The following is an 18,328-nucleotide window of genomic DNA, read 5'->3' on the forward strand; positions in this document are numbered from 1 at the left end:
GGTGAGAGCGGCATAATATGCTCAATATGATTAGGAGACTTGCCCAGCAGACGCCTTCCGCTTCACATTCCGCTTGATCATGCCGAGATCGGCGCCGCCGATCAGGAAGGCGAGCGCGAAATAGACCAGCATCGACAGAGCGATCAATCCGCCCAGCGCGGCGAGTTGGTGAAGAAGCTTCGAGCCCGGCTGCAGCCAGGGCTGGAGGGCGCTGGAGGCATAGACGAGCACAAGGCACATCAGGCCGGTGGCGATGCAAAGGCGGATGGTGCGGGAAAACAGCGCCTTGTCCCAGTCCCAATGGCCGCGTCGTACCAGCGTGATGAACAGCATGATGGTCGTCAGCCAGCCGGAAACGGTCTCGGCCGTGGCGATGCCGCGCTCAGCGAGAAGCGGGAAGAGCGAGACGGCGAGAGCGCAATTGACGACAACCGAAAGGCCGGTAATGCGCATGGGTGTGCGCGTGTCTTCACGCGCGAAGAAGCCCGGCGTGAGCGCCTTGATCATGACGAAGGCCGGCAGGCCGAGCCCGTAGATCGCCAGCACAGAGGCGACCATCGCGGTCGTTGAAGGCGAGAAGGCACCGCGCTCGTAGAGCACGCGCACGATCTCATCCGAAATCACCCAGAGCGCGCCGGCAGCAGGCAGCGTGAGGAAGAGCACGAATTCAAGCGAGCGGTTCTGCAGATTGCCGGCTTCCTTGAGATGGCCGCCACGCAAGGCGCGCGACAGTTCCGGCAGGAGCACGACGCCGACGGCAATGCCGACGACGCCGAGCGGCAGCTGATAGACCCGGTCCGAATATTGCAAGACAGCGATGGCGCCATCCTTGGTGGAAGCGATCATCTGGCCGATGATCTGGTTGATCTGGGTAATGCCGCCGGTCACCGCCGCCGGCAGCGCCAACACCAAAAGCCGTTTGACGTTAGGCGTCATGCGCGGCCGCTTGAAGGAGAGCCGCATACCGGCATGGCGCACGCCGGCATAGAGCACCGCCATCTGCAAAAGCCCCGCCACCAGCACGCCCCAAGCCAGACACCAGGCCGTCATCAGCGGATCGGCGCCGGTCCAGAGCCCGTAACCCAGCGCGCCGATCAGCGCGACATTGAGGAAAACCGGCGCGACGGCCGCGGCAAAATAATGCTGCAGCGAGTTCAGCATGCCCGAGAGCATGGCGGTGAGCGACATGCACATGAGATAGGGAAACATCACGGCGGCGAGCTTGACCGTGACGTCGAACTTCTCACCGTCGCCGACAAAGCCCGGCGCGATCACCCAAGCCACGAGCAGCGGCATGGCCAGCTCCATGACGATGGTGATCAACAGGAGCACGGTGAAGAGGACGCCGAAGACCTCCTCGGAAAAGCGCTTGGCGCCCGCAACGCCATTGGCCTCGATCTCTTTGGCGAAGAGCGGCACGAAGGCGGCGTTGAAGGCGCCCTCGGCAAACAGCCGGCGGAAGAGATTGGGGAAGCGGAAAGCGGCATAGAAGGCGTCCGCCATCGGGCCGGTGCCGAGCGCGGCGGCCATCATGGTTTCGCGGGTAAAGCCCAGGAGGCGGCTGCCCAGCGTGGCGCCGCCGACGGTGGCGAATTTCTTCACAAGGCTCATGTGGGAAGCAGGCTCACTGTTACGCGTGCCGCTGCGGCAAGCGGCACAGCCCGGGAGGACGAAGGCGAGGCTTGGCAGCGCGCCACGACCCGGCCGAGCTGCAGGACGCGCACCATGCAAACCTCTTAGAGCATCGATCCGAAAAGGGGAATCCGGATTTCGAACCGGCGATATCAAAAGGCGCGGCGGCCATCACAGATCGACCGTCGCCTATTCATACATTCTAAATTTCGGCGATCCTAAGGACATAGGTCAAGCCGAGGGTCGGTCAGCCTCTCGACAGTGCCGCCACGCCGACCCTCGCCTTCCGCCAAATCTCGCTAGCGGAAAACCGATGGCGGCCCATCAACGCGACTTGGTTTGACGCGCAACGCTGCGCGTAGCCGGCTGCGGCGGCGTGATGCCGGAGGGCAGGCGGCCGCGTGTCTCGTCGGGCTCACCGGACAGAATCGTGCGCAGATGCTGGGCGACATGGGCCTGCCGGTTTTCGTTGGTTACCTTCTGACCCACGAGATCGGTCACATAAAACGTATCGATCACCTTCTCGCCGAAGGTGGTGATATGGGCCGAAGCGATATCGAGCGAGAGATCGGCCAGCGCGGCCGTTACTTCAGACAACAGGCCGGTCCGGTCGAGGCATTCCACTTCCACGACGGTGAATTTGTTGGACAACGTATTGGACAGGGTGACCGAAGGGGCAAGCGTGAAGGTCTTGTTGCGCCTGCGTCCCTTGGTGCGGCTGGCGATGACCTCCGGCAGACGCTTGCGCCCGGCCAGAACCTCCTCGATCAGCTTGCCGATGCTGGCCGCCCGGCGCAGCTCGTCCGCATCCACCTGAAATTCGCGGGTGACGAGGATCGTATCGAGCGCCCGGCCGTCGGCCGTGGTGAAGATCTGCGCATCGACGATGTTGGCGCCGGCGGCGGCACAGGCGCCGGCGATGATGGCGAGAAGGCGCGGATGATCCGGTGCCAGCACGGTGATCTCGGTGATCGCATGGAATTCATGGGTGCGCACCATGGTGGCCAGCGCTCGCCCGTCGCAATCGGCCTCGCGGATGAAGCGGGCATGGCGCAGCTGATCTTCCAGCGCGACGGACAGGAGATAGGGCTGGTAATGCATGGCGACATAGGCGGCCCGTTCCGAGGGCGCCCAATCGGTCAGGGCATCCTCAAGACGGCGGGCGGCATGGGCCGCACGCTCCTTGCGCGGGCTTTCGGAGAAGCCGCCCGACAGAAGAAGCTCGGTCTCGTAATAGAGCGTGCGCAGCAGCTGGCCCTTCCATCCGTTCCACACGCCGGGGCCGACGGCCCTGATATCGCAGATCGTCAGAACCAGGAGCATTTTCAGCCGCTCGAGCGACTGCACCCGCTCGGCGAAATCGACGATGGTCTTGCGGTCGTTGAGGTCGCGCGTCTGCGCCACCATCGACATGGTCAAATGCTCTTCGATCAGCCAGGCGACGAGCTCCGTCTGCTTCGGGCTGAGGCCGAAGCGCGGGCAGAGGCGACGGGCGACACGGGCACCGGCGGAAGAATGATCCTCCGGCCGGCCCTTGGCAATATCGTGGATCAGCACGGCGACGTAGAGCGCGGTGCGGTCCTCCACATGCGGCATCAGCTCCACGGCAAGCGGATGGATGTCCTTGTCCAATCCCTTGTCGATGCGCGACAGGATATCCACCGATCGCAGGAGATGCTCGTCCACGGTGTAGTGGTGATACATGTTGAACTGCATCATCGAGACGATGCGGCCGAAATCCGGGATGAAGCGGCCCAGCACGCCGGCCTCGTTCATGCGCCTGAGGATCAGGCCAGGTTCGCGCTTGGAGGTCAGCATCGAAATGAACAGGCGGTTGGCCTCCTCATTGTCGCGCAAGGATGGGGTGATGAACCCGAGCGAGCGGGTGATCTGCTTCAGCGCTGCGGGGTGGAACTCCAGCCCGTTGACATCGGCAATGTGAAAGAAGCGGATGAGGTTGACGGGATCGCGGCGGAAGACGTCCGGACTGGCCAGCGCGATGCGGCCGCCGTCATCAACGAACTCCAGCGAGCCCGGGATCTTGCGAGTGCGGCGGCGAAAGCGGGCGAGTGTGGCAGTCAGGCCCGGCAATTCCTTGGCCTGCTGATCCTCCAGCGCGGCGCAGAAGATACGGGTGAGATCGCCGACATTCTTGGCGACGTGGAAATAGTGCTTCATGAAGCGCTCGACTGCCGTGAGCCCCGGATGGGCCTGGTAACCGAAGCTTTCCGCGATCTGCGGCTGGATGTCGAAGGACAGCCGCTCCTCGGCCTTGCCGGTGAGGAAATGCATGTGGCAGCGCACCGCCCAGAGAAAATCGTCGGATTTCTCGAACAGGCTGTATTCCTGGCGGGAAAGCACGCCGAGCTTGATCAGATCGGCGGCATCGCGCACGCGGTAATAATATTTGGCGATCCAGAACAGCGTGTGCAGGTCGCGCAGGCCGCCCTTGCCTTCCTTGACGTTCGGCTCCACGAGATAGCGGGTATCGCCGGCCTTCTGATGGCGCTGGTCGCGTTCGGCAAGCTTGGCGGCAATGAATTCCGGGCCGGTGTTGCGGATGACATCGCGGTCGAAGCGTGTTTCGAGATCGGTGGCGAGCGGCCGGTTGCCGCAGATATAGCGTGCTTCGAGGATCGCGGTGCGGATGGTCATGTCCTCGCGCGAGAGCGCGATGCACTGCTCGACGGTTCGCGTGGCATGGCCGACCTTGAAGCCGAGATCCCAGAGCGCATAGAGAATGAATTCGATCGCCGGCTCGCTCCAGGCAGCCTTCGGCGATGGCAGCACGAAGAGCAGGTCGATATCCGATCCCGGCGCCAGCGTGCCGCGGCCATAGCCGCCGACGGCAGTCACCGCGATGCGCTGGGCAGCCGGGGTGCTCAGACCGTTGAAGACATGGGCGAGCGCGAAATCATGCAGGACGGTGATCAGCTGATCCTGCAGCCAGGAAATGCGCGCGGCGCAGGCAAGCCCGCTGCCATCGTCGAGCAGCAACTGCCGCGCTGCCTCACGTCCCTGGAGATTGGCCTCCTTCAATGCAGCCAGAAGCGCTTGGCGGCGCTGGTCCGGCTGATCGGCATGGACCGAGGCGATGAAATCGACCTTGGCCCTCAGGCCCGCAAGATCGAGAATGTCCTGATACGCGATATGCTGATTGTCCGTCATCATCTGCTCGATCCGGTCGAGCGCTACGGCCTGTCGCGCCTTCGGCATGGGATTTGAACCTTTCGCCCGTCCGTGGCGCCTTCCGCCTGCGGCCGCCGGGTCACGCCCGCATCAATTCATTCTGCGCCTTATACCGCGGCGTGCCTTGCCAACAGATTGCAGTGCACGAGAGACAAAGCGTCATTGGCAAAGCTGGTGACCAAATCATGACAGCGGCGGCGCGCCCGGCTGCGGAAGGCGGAGCCATCGCTCATCTGCCGCGATATGTCGTCTCGCAATGGCGAGGTCAAGCCTTGGGTGTGGTTGGCGGAGAGACAGACTGGCGGGATAGAAGAGCCATGCGGGCCTTGCCCGTCTCAGCGCGCCTCAACCGCCTTCTTCACCTCGGCGCGAAAAGCAGACGGCGACAGCCCGGTGACGCGGCGAAATTCGCGGTTGAAATTGGACTTGGTGGAGAAGCCGGCCTCCAGCATCAGGGCCGTCAGCGGCCGGTCGTCGGCCTCAATCAGCCGGCAGACTTCCGCGACACGGCGATTGTTGACGAATTGCGAGAGATTGAAGCCCGTTGCCCGGTTGATCACGGCCGAAACGGTGCGGGCCGGCAGGCCGGCCTTGCGCGCGAGCTTGGCGAGCGTCAGGTTTTCATCGGTGAAGATCTGGTCCAGCGCCGCCTCGATCCGGGCGAGATGCTCCCGGTCCTCCTCATGCGCCACCTGGTCGGGAACGATCTTGGAAGGACGATCGTCCACCGCTTCAGGCGGCACGGCGCGCACCGGCGCCAGATAGGATAGAAGCGCCAACACAATGGCGCCGATATTCATCAGCCCCACCGCCACCGGCACATCCGCCCGCCCTTGAAAAAGCGTCCAGATCGACAGGGCCGTGTCCGTCACCGCGAAATAGAGCATCAGCACGGACGTCAGCCTGGCGGTACGCAGAATCGGCCGCATCCGGGAGATTTCCGCCTCGGCCGCCGCCGCCTCCCCACCACATGCGATCCGCCAGAGCGCGACGCCATAGCCGGCAAAGATGACAAAAAGCAGGAGATCGACCGCCGGCTGGAAGAGGAGAACGGCCAGCGCCACGAGGAGGGGTGGCAGCGCGTGAACCCAGAGCCGGGCGGGCGGACGATCGGCGAGCATCAGAAAGGCAAGCGTGGCCAGAGGCGGCATCGCGGCCGCCGTCACCGGCTGGACCGGCGCCAGCACCTCCAGCCCATAGCCGAAGCGCAAACCGATGATCACACCCTGCATCGCATAGAACAGAAGGAAGGCGGTGAAGAAGCCACGTGGCCCCGGCGCCGACACGCCCTTGAGATTGGCGTGCAGCGTCAGCGCGATGATCAGCCCGGCAAGGAATGGCAGGGGTATGGCAGGCAAGCGGACGACCTCGATTACGTTCCGCCACCGCCTTAAACAGGATCCCGGTCGAAAGGAAGGGGCCCAAGCGCCAAGCATCGGGCATTCCAAAACGAACCCGACAGGAAATGCCATGCCCAGTCTTCTCGCCGGCCTGATCCAGGTCTTCTCCATCCTGCTTACACCGCTGATCGCCTCGCCGGCCCAGGCCTATGAGGCCGGCACGCGCTGGATCACGGTGGTACCCGCCCATCGCGATCAGCCGGAAAACGTGCTGATCACCTATCCCGCCTTGAAAGACGGCACGGCCTATACGCTGGGTGCCGACGAACTCTGGACCGGCGTTCCCGCCCGGCGGGAGGCCACACCGGTGGCTGAGAAATTTCCGCTCGTCATTCTCTCCCATGGCTCGGGGGGCAATGCCGCTTCGCTCGGCTGGCTGTCGACCGCGCTGGCCCGCAACGGCTTCATCGTCGCCGCGCCCAATCATCTGCATTCGACCTCGGGAGATTCGATCCCGGTGGAGAGCATCGAGGTCTGGGAGCGCGCAAAGGACATCTCGGCCCTCATCGATCGGCTGGCAGAGGACACGAGTTGGAACACGCTGATCGACCCCGACAGGATCGGCGTCATCGGCTTCTCGCTGGGTGGCACGACCGCCATGCTGTCAGCCGGCGCACGCGCCTCGCTCTCCGACTTCGCGGCCTATTGCGCGAGCGCCGAAGGCAAGGACGGCGGTTGCAATTGGTTCATGCGCGGCGGCGTCGATCTTGCCAAGGTCGATGAAACAGCCTTTAACGGCAGCTATCGCGATGGCCGCATCCATGCTCTGGTCGCCGTCGATCCCGGCTTCGCCAAGGCCTTCCAGCCGGAGAGCCTGAAGACGCTCGGCATCCCGACCTTCTTCCTCAATCTGGGCACAGGCGAGGCGGTGGAGCCCGGTGTTCGGGCCGAGACGCTGGCGCGCAACGTACCGGGCGCCGGCTTTGCCGCCATCCCCAAGGCCATCCACTTCACCTTTCTCGGCGTCTGCAATCCCGATGGGGCCGAGGTGCTGAAGCGTTACGGCGAGGACGATCCCGTCTGCAGCGATGGCGGCGATGTCCCGCGTAGCGAGTTGCACCGGCAGATCCTCTTCACGGTCACGGCCTTCCTGCGCAAGACCTTGCTGGAGCGATAGGCGAGCCCTGAGGCACGGGTCTTGCCCGCCCGTGCCTTAGCCCAGCTGACGCTTCAACGCATACAGCGCGTCGAGCGCCTCACGCGGGGTCAGGTCATCGGGGTTTAGCGCCTTCAACGCAGCTTCGACCTTGGAGGGCTCGCTCTTGCGCGCCTCCTCGCGACGCAAAGCCACCTGAAAGAGCGGCAGGTCGTCGATCAGCTGGCTTGCCGGATTTTTGCGGTCGGCATCCTCCAGCTTTTCCAAAACGTCGCGGGCGCGCGCGACCACCGAAGGCGGCAGGCCGGCGAGCTTGGCGACCTGGATGCCATAGGAGCGATCGGCGGCGCCAGGGCCGACCTCATGCAGGAAGATGACCTCGCCATCCCACTCCTTCACCCGCATGGTGACATTCGACAGGCGGCCAAGCTTCTCCGAAAGCACGGTCAGCTCGTGGAAATGCGTGGCGAAAAGGCCGCGACATCTATTGACCTCGTGCAGATGCTCGACCGACGCCCAGGCGATTGACAACCCGTCGAAGGTCGCCGTTCCTCGGCCGATTTCATCGAGGATGACCAGCGAGCGCTCGGTCGCCTGGTTGAGGATCGCGGCAGTTTCCACCATCTCTACCATGAAAGTCGAGCGGCCACGCGCGAGATCGTCCGATGCGCCGACGCGGGAAAACAGCCGGTCGACCACGCCGATATGCGCCTCGGTCGCCGGTACGAAGGAGCCCATCTGTGCGAGAATGGCGATCAGCGCGTTCTGGCGCAGGAAAGTCGACTTGCCGCCCATGTTCGGGCCGGTCAGAAGCCAGATCGCACCTGGGCTCTCGCCGTCGCGGCTCTTCGGCGTGCCGGAGAGATCGCAATCATTGGCGACGAAGGCCGGGCCGCTGTTCTTCTTCAAAGCCTGCTCGACCACAGGATGGCGGCCGCCGACGATGCGGAACTGCAGGGAGCGGTCGACGGCAGGCCGGCAATAGGCCTGCTCTTCGGCCAGAACGGCAAGCGCCGTGGACACGTCGATCACGGCAAGCGCGGCGGCAGCGGCCTTGATCGCCTCGCTTTGCGCAATCACGGCTGACGAGAGCACGTCGAAGGCGGTAAGCTCGATGGAAAGCGCCCGGTCGGCGGCATTGGCGATCTTGGTTTCGAGCTCCGACAGCGCCGTGGTGGTGAAGCGCATGGCGTTCGCCATGGTCTGGCGGTGGATGAAGCGCGCCTTGGCCTCGGGTCCCTCGGTGAGCGGCCCGGCCTGGGGCGCGGCCACCTCGATGAAATAGCCAAGCATATTGTTATGCTTGATCTTCAATGATTTGACGCCGGTTTCCTCGCAATAATCGAGCTGTAACCCGGCGATTACCCGGCGCGACTGATCGCGCAGCGCCCGCATCTCGTCCAGCTCCGCATCGGCCCCATCGCGCAGGAAGTTGCCATCGCGCTTCAAAAGCGGAAGGTCGTCGGCCAGCATGGCGGACAGGCGCTGGCCGAGATCGAGCGGCAGCTTGCCCAGCGCCGCGCGCGCGGCGTCCAGTTCCTGCGGCAGCTCGACGCCGGCAAGCGTCTCGCCGACGGCATAAGCAGCCGACATACCGGCCAGAATGGCGCCGAGATCGCGCGGGCCGCCCCGGCCGAGCGCCAGGCGCGACAAAGCACGCGGCATATCCGGCACCTGGCGCAGGGCGGCGCGCAGGTCGGTGATCAAGCGTGGTGCATCGAGAAGAATGGAGACGGAATCGAACCGGGCGCGGATCGCCTCCGGATCGGTCAAGGGCGACATCAGCCGCTCGGCCAAAAGCCGCGCGCCGCCGCCGGTGACCGTCCTGTCGATGGCTTTCAGCAACGAGCCCGCGCGCTCGCCCGACAGCGTGCGCACGATTTCGAGATTGGCGCGCGTGGCCGGATCGATGAACAGGGTGGCTGCGCCCTCTTCGCGTTCCGGCACGGAGAGCGCTGGACGTTCGGCCAGCTGGGTTTTCTCGACATAGGCAACAGCGGCGGCGGCTGCCGCCAGCTCTGCGCGCGAATAGGTGCCGAAGCCATCCATGGTGGCGACGCCGAAATAGCGCGCCAGCCGGTCTGCCGCCGCAGCGCTGTCGAACAGCACGGCTGGCTGTGGCACAGCCACCCGACCGAGGGGATCGATCGATGGACGCAAGGCCGGGTCTTCGAACAGGCTGTCGGCGAGAATGAGCTCCCGGGGGTCGATGCGAAGAATATCGGCGAGCAGCCTGGTCTCCGTCGTCTCCGCCACGCGGAAGACGCCGGTGGAAATATCGATCCAGGCAAGCGCCAGGGATGGCTCGTCCCCGGCGCGAATACGGGCGAGCGCCATCAGATAGTTGGCATCCGACGGCGAAAGCAGCTTATCTTCGGTGATGGTGCCGGGGGTGACGAGCCGCACCACATCGCGCCGGACGACCGATTTGGCGCCGCGCTTCTTCGCCTCGGCCGGATCCTCGATCTGTTCGCAGACGGAGACACGGTAGCCGAGCCCGATCAGCTTCTGCAGATAGTCGTCGGCGGCATGGATCGGCACACCGCACATGGGGATGTCCTGCCCCAAATGCTGGCCCCGGCGCGTGAGCGTGATGCCGAGCGCTCGCGAGGCTTCCAGCGCATCCTGAAAGAACAGCTCGTAGAAATCGCCCATGCGATAGAACAGAAGCGAGCCAGGATTGGCGGCCTTGATCTCGATATATTGCTCCATCATCGGCGTGGCCGAAGCACGACTGTCCTGTGAGACAAGTCGGGCATCGGAGATGACGTCGGACTGATGATTGAGCGACATATTCAAGGAAAAGCTGTTCCAAAACAAAAAACTGGTGCCACACTACCCACCGCTGTTTATAGAAGACAACAATAAAGAACGGCTAGCCGAGAGCCGCCCACAGAAGAAGCCGAAGGAGAGCCCCATGGAGAACAACGAAAAGGCCGGGCGCAAGCCCGCAGGCGTGACGGATCAGGAAGCGCTGGATTTTCATTCGCGCGGTCGGCCGGGCAAGCTGGAGATTACCCCGACCAAGCCGATGGCGACCCAGCGCGATCTGTCGCTCGCTTATTCGCCCGGCGTTGCCGTTCCGGTCAAGGCGATCGCCGCAGATCCGGCCACGGCCTATGACTATACGGCGCGCGGCAATATGGTCGCCGTCATCTCCAACGGCACGGCGATCCTCGGCCTCGGCAATCTCGGCGCTCTCGCCTCCAAGCCGGTGATGGAAGGCAAGTCGGTGCTGTTCAAGCGCTTCGCCGATGTCGATTCCATCGATCTCGAAGTGGATACCGAAAATGTCGACGAGTTCATCAATTGCGTGCGCTTCCTCGGCCCCTCCTTCGGCGGCATCAACCTGGAAGACATCAAGGCGCCGGACTGTTTCATCATCGAGCAGAAGCTGCGCGAGATCATGGACATTCCGGTGTTCCATGACGACCAGCACGGCACCGCCATCATCGCCACCGCCGGCCTGATCAATGCGCTGTCGCTGACGGGACGGGATCTCAAGACCACCCGCCTCGTCTGCAATGGCGCGGGCGCTGCGGCGATTGCCTGCATCGAACTGATCAAGGCCATGGGCTTCGCGTCCGAAAACGTCATTCTCTGCGACACCAAGGGCGTGATCTATCAGGGCCGCACCGAGGGCATGAACCAGTGGAAATCGGCCCATGCCGTGCCGACCGACCGGCGCACGCTGGCCGAAGCGATGGACGGCGCAGATGTGGTGCTCGGCCTTTCGGCCAAGGGCGCCTTCTCGACCGATATGATCCGCTCGATGGCGCCGCGCCCGATCATCTTCGCCATGGCCAATCCCGATCCGGAAATCACGCCGGAAGAGGTCTCCGCCATCCGCGACGACGCGATCGTGGCAACCGGGCGCTCCGACTATCCGAACCAGGTCAACAACGTCCTCTGTTTCCCCTATATGTTCCGCGGTGCTCTCGATGTGCGCGCGACGACCATCAACGAGGCCATGAAGATCGCCGCAGCCCAGGCGCTGGCCGATCTCGCCCGCGCCGACGTGCCCGATGACGTCGCCGCCGCCTATCAAGGCAATCGGCCGCGCTTCGGCGCCAATTACATCATCCCCGTGCCCTTCGATCCCCGGCTGATCTCGTCCATTCCCGTGGCGGTCGCCAAGGCGGCGATGGACAGCGGCGTGGCCCAGAGACCGATCGCCGATCTCGACCGCTATGCCCGCCAGCTCTCCGCCCGGCGCGATCCGATCGCCGCCACGCTCGCCACCATCCATGAGCGGGTGCGCCGCAGCCCGCAGCGCATCGTTTTTGCCGAGGGCGAGGAAGCGCAGGTCATGCGCGCGGCGATCTCCTATGCCAATCAGGGGTTCGGCACGGCGCTGCTGCTCGGCCGCGAGGATCGCATGCGCGAAACGGCCGAGCGCGAGGGCATCGACCTCGACCGGCCAAACATCCAGCTGGTGAACGCGCGCATCTCCACGCGCACGGCCGCCTATACCGACTATCTCTATGCGCGGCTGCAACGCCAGGGCTTCCTCTTCCGCGATGCCCAGCGGCTGATCAACCACGACCGCAATCACTTCGCCGCCTGCATGGTAGCGCTCGGCGATGCCGATGGCATGGTCACGGGGATCACCCGCAACTACGCGACCGCGCTCGACGATGTCAGCCGCTGTCTCGACAAGAAGCCGGGTCACCGCGTCATCGGCGTATCGCTGGCGCTTTGCCGGGGCCGAACGGTATTGGTGGCCGATACCGCCGTGCATGACATGCCATCGGCCGAGGAGCTTTCCGAGATCGCCATCGAGGCGGCCGGCCTTGCCCGCAAGCTCGGCTATGTCCCGCGCGTGGCGTTCCTGGCTTATTCCACCTTCGGCCATCCCTCGGGCGAGCGGTCGCAGCGGGTGCGCGAGGCGGTGCGGATCCTCGACGGCAAGCGGATCGACTTCGAATATGACGGCGAAATGGGCGCCGATGTCGCGCTCAATCCGGATGTGATGGCGCAATATCCCTTCTGCCGCCTGTCGGGCCCGGCCAATGTGCTGGTCATGCCGGCCATTCACTCGGCCTCGATCTCGACCAAGATGCTCGAACAGCTCGGCGGCTCGACGGTCATCGGCCCGCTGCTGGTCGGCTTCGACAAGCCGGTGCAGATCGTCAGCATGGCCGCACGCGAATCCGACATCGTCAACATGGCAGCGCTTGCCGCCTACAAGGCGACGAGCTGATAGCAAAAGGGGCGGATGCCCAGCATCCGCCCCTGTCACATCACCAAAAGACCTGGATGATTACCCGGCAATCATACTCGGAGCCTCAAGACTCCTGCGCACCGAACCGGCTTGCATCACCCCCGTAATAGGAAAGGTAGCGGCCGGAAATGCTTTCGATCGGCAGGACGATCAGTACGTCGGTCGTGCCGAAAGCATGATCGACCACCGCCTCATGGCCAACCTTGGCGCCGAGGCGGATATAACCCTTGATCAGCGGCGGCATGGCCGAGAGCGCCTTGCGACCGTCGATATCCTCAAGCGCGACGAGATCCATCGAAACGGCCTGATCCGGCAGGGCATGGGCTTCCCATTCACCCTGCGCAGTCAGGTGATGATGCAGGAAGGAAAGCGCCAGGGCGTGCTCCCGGGGATCGGTGCCGTGGAACGATGCGCAACCGAACATGACGTCGATCCGGTGCTTGACGGCATAGGCCCAATTGCCTTGCCAGAGCAGCTCCAGCGTGCGCTTGGTGCGGTAATGCGGCAGGACGCAAGAGCGGCCAAGCTCCATGAAGCGCTTGTTCGGATGGCGGGCAATCAGGCTGTTGACGTCGAATTCGCCCTGACTGTAGAAGCCGGCGCCCCGCTCGGCCACGTCCTGGCGCAACAGGCGATAGGTGCCGACGATCTGGTCGGTCGTGTCACCCTTGATCGCCCGGTCGAGCACCAGGAGATGGTCGCAGACTTCGTCCCAGGCATCCACGTCACGCCCGCGAGCGGCATGGTCGCTCGCCACGCCGGCATGCATTTCCTCGACGAAGACCCGATAGCGCACGGCCTGCGCCGCGTCGATTTCGGCGGTGCTGCGGGCAAGGCGCGTTTCCAGCGTTCCGATGCGGCCGAACAGGCCGGCGCTCGAGAAATCCGGGTTCGGCGCGAGCGCCGCGATCACCTCGGCAGGCGCCAGAGCCTCAGCCGTCCCGGGTCTTGCCAGCATCAGTGCTTCGGTCATGCTTTTATCCCCTAATCCTGCCAATCCAATGCCGGTTCCCGTCGGAAAGATCGCTCCGCCGGCCCCCATCGCGACGCAAACAGCCCCCGCTGTGTTTGCCGGCTTAAATCACGATTTAGCGACAAATGCATGACGAGGCGCGCCCGCGCCGGTCAAGCGGCCATGCCGCCGGGCCTCCATTCAACCTGCCGATCGCCTCTTATGTTCTTCGCAGACAAACACTTTTGCCCAATGTTCGAGAGAAGGCGAACCTTGAGCCGGAACAGCATTTTTCGGCCGGCGCACTGGGGCAACCGCTCTCATCGCGCCTCGGCGTCGAGAAGATGCTGGACGAGTGCGGCCAGTTGCTCGCCATCGGCCGGCTTGATAAGCACGGCTGCAACGCCCTCTCCGCCCAAGGCGGCACGAAGCTTGGCGCTGTCATCGGCGGTCTGCACCACCAGCGGAAGAGGGGATCTTCGCGCGGCCATCATCTCGGCGCGGATGCGGCGCACCAGCGCGACGCCGCTGCCACCCGGCATATGCAGATCGGTGAGAACCAGAACCGGCCGGATGGGCAGAACCGCGCCGGGCGCAAGCGCGGCCAGAAGCTCCGGCGCATCGGAAACGACATGGACCGCATGTCCGGTCTTGCGCAGCAGGGTCGACAGGAGCATGGCCTGGACCGCATCATCCTCCGCCACGAGAATGCCGGGCGGAGCGGCAGAGGCATTGGCGGCGGCCAGCGGTGGAGACGGCGCTGCACGGAAGACGGCGCGATTGTCGTTGATCGCGTCCCTGACCTCGATTCCCTGCATCCGGCCGGTCATGACCTCGATCAGCGACCGCTCGCGCAAGGGGCGCACGAGCCAGCTGCGATAGCCGTCGCGCCGGTTGATCGGCCGGACGCTGCGCTCCTCCGGATTGACGAGATAGGTGCGACGCAGGTCGGCCAGCGCCAGATCCGGGCTTTCGGCAAGCAGCGCGCGGAAGGTGCCGGAGAGACGATGATCGACGATGACGTCGGTCAGTGCCGGTCCCTCGGCAGCAAACCAGGCAAGGGCCGCCCGCGCTTCCTGCGCGGTGGCGGCAAGCCGGCAGCGTCCGCCGAGCGTGGCGATCGTTGCCGCCAGCCCTTCACGCGCTGGCCCATCGGGCGCGATCACCAGAACATGCGAAGCCGAAAGCGGGCCGCTTCCGGTTCTGGATTCCGCACTGTCGGCATGGCCAGGAAGTCGGATGAAGAAGGTACTGCCGGTGCCAAGCTGGCTCTCGAAGGTCAACGTGCCGCCGAAAGCCTCGACGATGCGCCGGGCGATGGAGAGGCCAAGGCCCGTGCTCTCGCTGGTCTGGCGGCCCGCAGCACCGCGCTCGAAAGCCGTGAAAAGATGCTCCCTGTCCGCCTCGTCAATGCCAAGCCCGCTGTCGCGCACCGCAATCACCAGCGTGCCCGCATCCCAGGAAGCCGACACGAGCACGCCGCCCTCGCGGGTGAACTTCACTGCATTGCCGGCAATATTGAAGAGAACCTGGCGCAGGCGGGCACTGTCCAGCAGCAGATGATCGGGAACCGCCGCATCCACCGTTGAGGCGATCTCGATGCCTTTTGCATGGGCGCGGTGCGCCAGCATCTCGACCACCTGCTCGATCAGCACCCGGATCTCGACCGGGCTTTCCGACAATTCGAAGCGTCCGGCGGCCAGTGCGGACATGTCGAGCAGATCGTCCACAAGGCGCCCAAGCGCCCCGGCGCTGTCGCGCATCTGCGTCAGGTAATTGCGCTGCTCGGCATTGAGCGGCGTTTCAGACAGCAGATGGCCCATGCCGAGAATGCCGGCAAGCGGCGTGCGCAGTTCATGCGCGACGGTGGCGACCAGCCGCGCGCTCATCGGCGCGTCCTCTGCACCTTCAGGCGGGGGCGATGCTGTCTCGCTCACGCCATTCCACGCGCTCCGCGCAGCTTGCACGGATCGGAAAAGGCGTCTGACAAGAGCGTCGAAAGGCGAAGACATCAGATCGCTGCACCGGCCGGAAAGCATGGTTTCGCCCTGTGCGGGCCCCTCCCGCACGTGGCAGACGGGTCATTCGGCCTTCATCGCCTTGGCGCGACGGGCATGAAGCAGCTCGTCCAGAACGATGGCGCAGGCGCCGATCGTGATGAAGCTGTCGGCCAGATTGAAGACGGCGAAGGACCATGTCTGCGTATAGAAGAGCACATAGTCAATCACATAGCCATGCAGGAATCGGTCGATCAGATTGCCGATCGCCCCGGCGATGATCATCGCATAGCCGAGATGGGCGAAGAAGCGGTCCTTCGGCGTGCGCCGCCAGAGCCAGAGCACGAAGGCGACGACGAAAAGCCGCATGCCGACGATGAACCAGCCTTCCATATTCGACAGCATGGAAAAGGCCACGCCGTAATTATGGGTCCGGAAGAGCGCGAGCATGGGAATCACATGCACCGCCTCCTCGAAGGGAAGATAGCGATCGACCGCCCATTTCACCGCCTGGTCCAGCGCCAGCGCCAGAAGGATGAACAGCGCGATCGGCGCAGGGCGTGAGAACAGCGTGGGCTTGCCGTCCGCCATCAGCCGCGAGCCTCGAGCGAAAGAAGGTGACGGCGCGCCTCGAACAGCATGACGCCGGTGGCGATCGCCAGATTGAGGCTGTCGGCGCGCCCGGCCTGGGGAATGCGGGCCAGCGCATCGGCCGCCTGGGCGAGCTCGTCGGGAAGACCCTGCTGCTCGTTGCCCATCAGGAGCACGACTGGCTTTTTGCTGTAATCGATCGTGCGGTAATCGACCGCGCCAGAGAGATGGGTCGCGACAATAGACACATCTGCCTTGCGCCGCCAGGCCAGGAAATCCGCCTGGCTCGCGCGGATCACCGGCACGGCGAAGACCGAGCCCATGGTTGCCCGCACGGTTTCGAGCGAGAAGGGATCGGTGGTCTCGCCGATCAGGATGACGCCCGAGGCGCCGGCTGCATCGGCGGTGCGGATGATCGTGCCGAGATTGCCGGGATCGCGCACCCGGTCGAGCGCGACATGGGTCTCGCCTTGCTTCGGGCGCAGGCTGTCGAGCTTGGTGAGCCGCTGCTCGAAGATGCCGACGACCATTTGCGGATTGTCGCGCCGGGTGATCGCGCCGATCACCTTGGCGCTGACTTCCAGCACCAGGCCGCCTCTTGCAACGGTGCGGGCGGCGATGTCATCCACCTGCGGCTTGCCCTTGGCTTCCTTGGAATAGACGAGCGTGCGGATGGTCCAGCCCAGCGCCAGCGCATCGATCACCAGCTTCAGGCCCTCGGCCATGAAGGTCCTGGTTTCGTCGCGCGCCTTCTTCAGCGAAAGCGCCTTGATGTCCTTGATGATCGGATTGGAGAGGCTGGTGATTTCCTTCACCTGGCCGACCCGGCCCGGCCCCTCCCCGGGGCGTTCATTCGTCATGGGCAATCCATCGGCTGAAAAGAGAGGTGGACAGCGCGCGGCCCGGCACATCGCCAGAAAGCCCCGCTTCGCGCAGGATGAGTTCGCCCGATTCGACCCGGCCGCCGGCGCCGCGCATGGTCTCGCGCATCAACTCGTGGATCGAATAGAAGCTCGCGCGGATCGAATAGGCCGTCAGCACCAGACCGATAGCCTCAGGCGAAAGAATGGCCCGGCAGAGATCAAGCATGGCGGGAAGATGATCGAAGAGATGCCACACCTCGCCATTCGGCCCCCGGCCGAATTTCGGCGGATCGGTCAGGATGATGTCGTAAGCGCTGCCGCGCCGCTCCTCGCGCTGGATGAACTTCATCGCATCGTCGCAGATCCAGCGGATCGGCAGATCGTCGCCGCGGCCGAGCGCCTGGTTTTCCCGCGCCCAGCCGATCGCCTTCTTGGACGCGTCGACATGGGTGACCTCGGCGCCGGCATTGGCCGCGATCAACGATGCGACGCCGGTATAGCCGAAGAGATTGAGCACACGCACCGGACGGGCACGCCCCTTGGCCCTGGCCGCCTCGATCTGCGCCTTCACCCAGCGCCAGTGGGCCAGTTGCTCGGGAAAGACGCCGACATGGCGAAAAGCGGTAAAGCGGCCGAGAAACTCGGTGTCGAGCAGCCGCATCGGCCAGGTTTCCCCGAGCGGAACGCCTGGGAAGCGCCAGCGGCCCATGCCGTCCTCGTCCGTATCGCCGGTGAAGATCGCGTCGGCTCGCTCCCAGATGGCATCATCCAGGGCCTTCGGCCAGAGCGCCTGAGCTTCCGGGCGGACGATGCGATAGGGGCCATATTGTTCGAGCTTCACCCCATCGCCGCTGTCGATCAGATGATAGCCGGCCTGCGCGCTGCTGCCGTCGGCCGTCGTTTCCAGGATCACCGGCACGCGCTCGGCCGGCTTGTTTCCGGTCCAAATCCGGCGGGGGATCGCCACGCCCGCAGCCTCTTTCGGCTCGGCTGAAGAGGCAGAGGGGCCAGCGAAATCTGCCGGAGCGCGCTGGGCGCCACCGTGGTCTCCTTGACCGGAGGCGGAGCGGGTCATGGGACGCGGCCGCGCGCTTTGCGGCTTGGCGGATGCGCCCTTGCCCGCGACGGCTTTGCCGGATCCTGGCTTGCCGATGGCGGGTTTGCCGGAACGCGGCGGAGCGCCATGCGCCTTGCCGGCGCTGCCATCACGCCTCTTTCCGTCCCTGCCCGGTCCCTCGCGCTTCTGACCGTCGCGCCCTGTCCTGTCCTTCACGCTCGCGTCGTCTCTCTGTCTTGCGTCGGCTTCCGGCGGACGCCGTCTCTATCATTTGCCGGTTTGCTCGGTTTGTCGGCCACATAGCACCGACACGCTCAAATGGCAAAG

The 18,328-nt window shown here is 64.6% G+C and carries 11 protein-coding genes; 2 read left to right on the top strand and 9 right to left on the bottom strand.

Annotated elements, in window-relative coordinates; all coding sequences use genetic code 11:
• Positions 1–30: 30 nt before the first annotated feature.
• From murJ to BMX61_RS05735, 3 genes are all read right to left on the bottom strand, one after another.
• Entirely contained in the window at positions 31–1,611 is a 1,581-nt protein-coding gene (murJ, locus tag BMX61_RS05725; RefSeq protein ID WP_075628582.1) for a murein biosynthesis integral membrane protein MurJ, read from the bottom strand.
• A 345-nt stretch (positions 1,612–1,956) separates the two neighbouring features.
• Positions 1,957–4,848 (bottom strand): [protein-PII] uridylyltransferase, encoded by a 2,892-nt coding sequence (locus BMX61_RS05730; RefSeq protein WP_407703742.1) that lies wholly within the window; start codon positions 4,846–4,848, stop codon positions 1,957–1,959.
• Positions 4,849–5,156: 308 nt separating this feature from the next.
• Entirely contained in the window at positions 5,157–6,179 is a 1,023-nt protein-coding gene (locus BMX61_RS05735; RefSeq protein WP_075628581.1) for a helix-turn-helix domain-containing protein, read from the bottom strand.
• 112 nt (positions 6,180–6,291) lie between these two features.
• Between BMX61_RS05735 and BMX61_RS05740 the strand changes: the two genes are divergently transcribed.
• The gene (locus BMX61_RS05740; RefSeq protein WP_083639522.1) at positions 6,292–7,338 is read left to right on the top strand and encodes an alpha/beta hydrolase family protein; all 1,047 of its coding nucleotides are present in this window, start codon (positions 6,292–6,294) and stop codon (positions 7,336–7,338) included.
• 36 nt (positions 7,339–7,374) lie between these two features.
• Here BMX61_RS05740 and mutS read toward each other — a convergent pair whose 3' ends face one another.
• Entirely contained in the window at positions 7,375–10,110 is a 2,736-nt protein-coding gene (mutS, locus tag BMX61_RS05745) for a DNA mismatch repair protein MutS (protein ID WP_075628580.1), read from the bottom strand.
• A 124-nt stretch (positions 10,111–10,234) separates the two neighbouring features.
• On the opposite strand from mutS, the gene BMX61_RS05750 reads away from it, so the two are divergent.
• Complete coding sequence (locus BMX61_RS05750; RefSeq protein ID WP_075628579.1) at positions 10,235–12,520, top strand: NADP-dependent malic enzyme; 2,286 nt, start codon at positions 10,235–10,237, stop codon at positions 12,518–12,520.
• An 85-nt stretch (positions 12,521–12,605) separates the two neighbouring features.
• Here the strand turns inward: BMX61_RS05750 and BMX61_RS05755 are convergent, their stop codons facing one another.
• The 5 genes from BMX61_RS05755 to BMX61_RS05775 all read right to left on the bottom strand — a co-directional run bounded on the left by BMX61_RS05755 (position 12,606) and on the right by BMX61_RS05775 (position 18,019).
• A complete protein-coding gene (locus BMX61_RS05755) occupies positions 12,606–13,514 on the bottom strand; it encodes a l-ornithine N(alpha)-acyltransferase (RefSeq protein WP_083639521.1) in 909 nt (302 codons plus the stop codon).
• A gap of 299 nt (positions 13,515–13,813) precedes the next feature.
• A complete protein-coding gene (locus BMX61_RS05760) occupies positions 13,814–15,382 on the bottom strand; it encodes an ATP-binding protein (RefSeq protein WP_075628578.1) in 1,569 nt (522 codons plus the stop codon).
• Positions 15,383–15,574: 192 nt separating this feature from the next.
• A complete protein-coding gene (gene lspA, locus BMX61_RS05765) occupies positions 15,575–16,081 on the bottom strand; it encodes a signal peptidase II (protein ID WP_075628577.1) in 507 nt (168 codons plus the stop codon).
• Entirely contained in the window at positions 16,081–16,941 is an 861-nt protein-coding gene (locus BMX61_RS05770; RefSeq protein ID WP_075628576.1) for a TrmH family RNA methyltransferase, read from the bottom strand. Before BMX61_RS05770 ends, lspA begins: the two co-directional genes overlap by 1 nt.
• The gene (locus BMX61_RS05775) at positions 16,931–18,019 is read right to left on the bottom strand and encodes a class I SAM-dependent methyltransferase (RefSeq protein WP_092742405.1); all 1,089 of its coding nucleotides are present in this window, start codon (positions 18,017–18,019) and stop codon (positions 16,931–16,933) included. Before BMX61_RS05775 ends, BMX61_RS05770 begins: the two co-directional genes overlap by 11 nt.
• Positions 18,020–18,328: the final 309 nt, after the last annotated feature.

This window comes from Xaviernesmea oryzae (assembly GCF_900109605.1).
In the GTDB taxonomy this organism is placed as follows: Bacteria; Pseudomonadota; Alphaproteobacteria; order Rhizobiales; family Rhizobiaceae; genus Xaviernesmea; species Xaviernesmea oryzae.

Bases quoted from the DNA above. Each gene is read 5' to 3' on its own strand.
- BMX61_RS05770 (WP_075628576.1), bottom strand. From the start codon at position 16,941: ATGACGAATGAACGCCCCGGGGAGGGGCCGGGCCGGGTCGGCCAGGTG.
- murJ (WP_075628582.1), bottom strand. From the start codon at position 1,611: ATGAGCCTTGTGAAGAAATTCGCCACCGTCGGCGGCGCCACGCTGGGC.
- BMX61_RS05755 (WP_083639521.1), bottom strand. From the start codon at position 13,514: ATGACCGAAGCACTGATGCTGGCAAGACCCGGGACGGCTGAGGCTCTG.
- BMX61_RS05775 (WP_092742405.1), bottom strand. From the start codon at position 18,019: ATGACCCGCTCCGCCTCCGGTCAAGGAGACCACGGTGGCGCCCAGCGC.
- BMX61_RS05750 (WP_075628579.1), top strand. From the start codon at position 10,235: ATGGAGAACAACGAAAAGGCCGGGCGCAAGCCCGCAGGCGTGACGGAT.
- lspA (WP_075628577.1), bottom strand. From the start codon at position 16,081: ATGGCGGACGGCAAGCCCACGCTGTTCTCACGCCCTGCGCCGATCGCG.
- mutS (WP_075628580.1), bottom strand. From the start codon at position 10,110: ATGTCGCTCAATCATCAGTCCGACGTCATCTCCGATGCCCGACTTGTC.
- BMX61_RS05740 (WP_083639522.1), top strand. From the start codon at position 6,292: ATGCCCAGTCTTCTCGCCGGCCTGATCCAGGTCTTCTCCATCCTGCTT.
- BMX61_RS05730 (WP_407703742.1), bottom strand. From the start codon at position 4,848: ATGCCGAAGGCGCGACAGGCCGTAGCGCTCGACCGGATCGAGCAGATG.
- BMX61_RS05760 (WP_075628578.1), bottom strand. From the start codon at position 15,382: ATGAGCGCGCGGCTGGTCGCCACCGTCGCGCATGAACTGCGCACGCCG.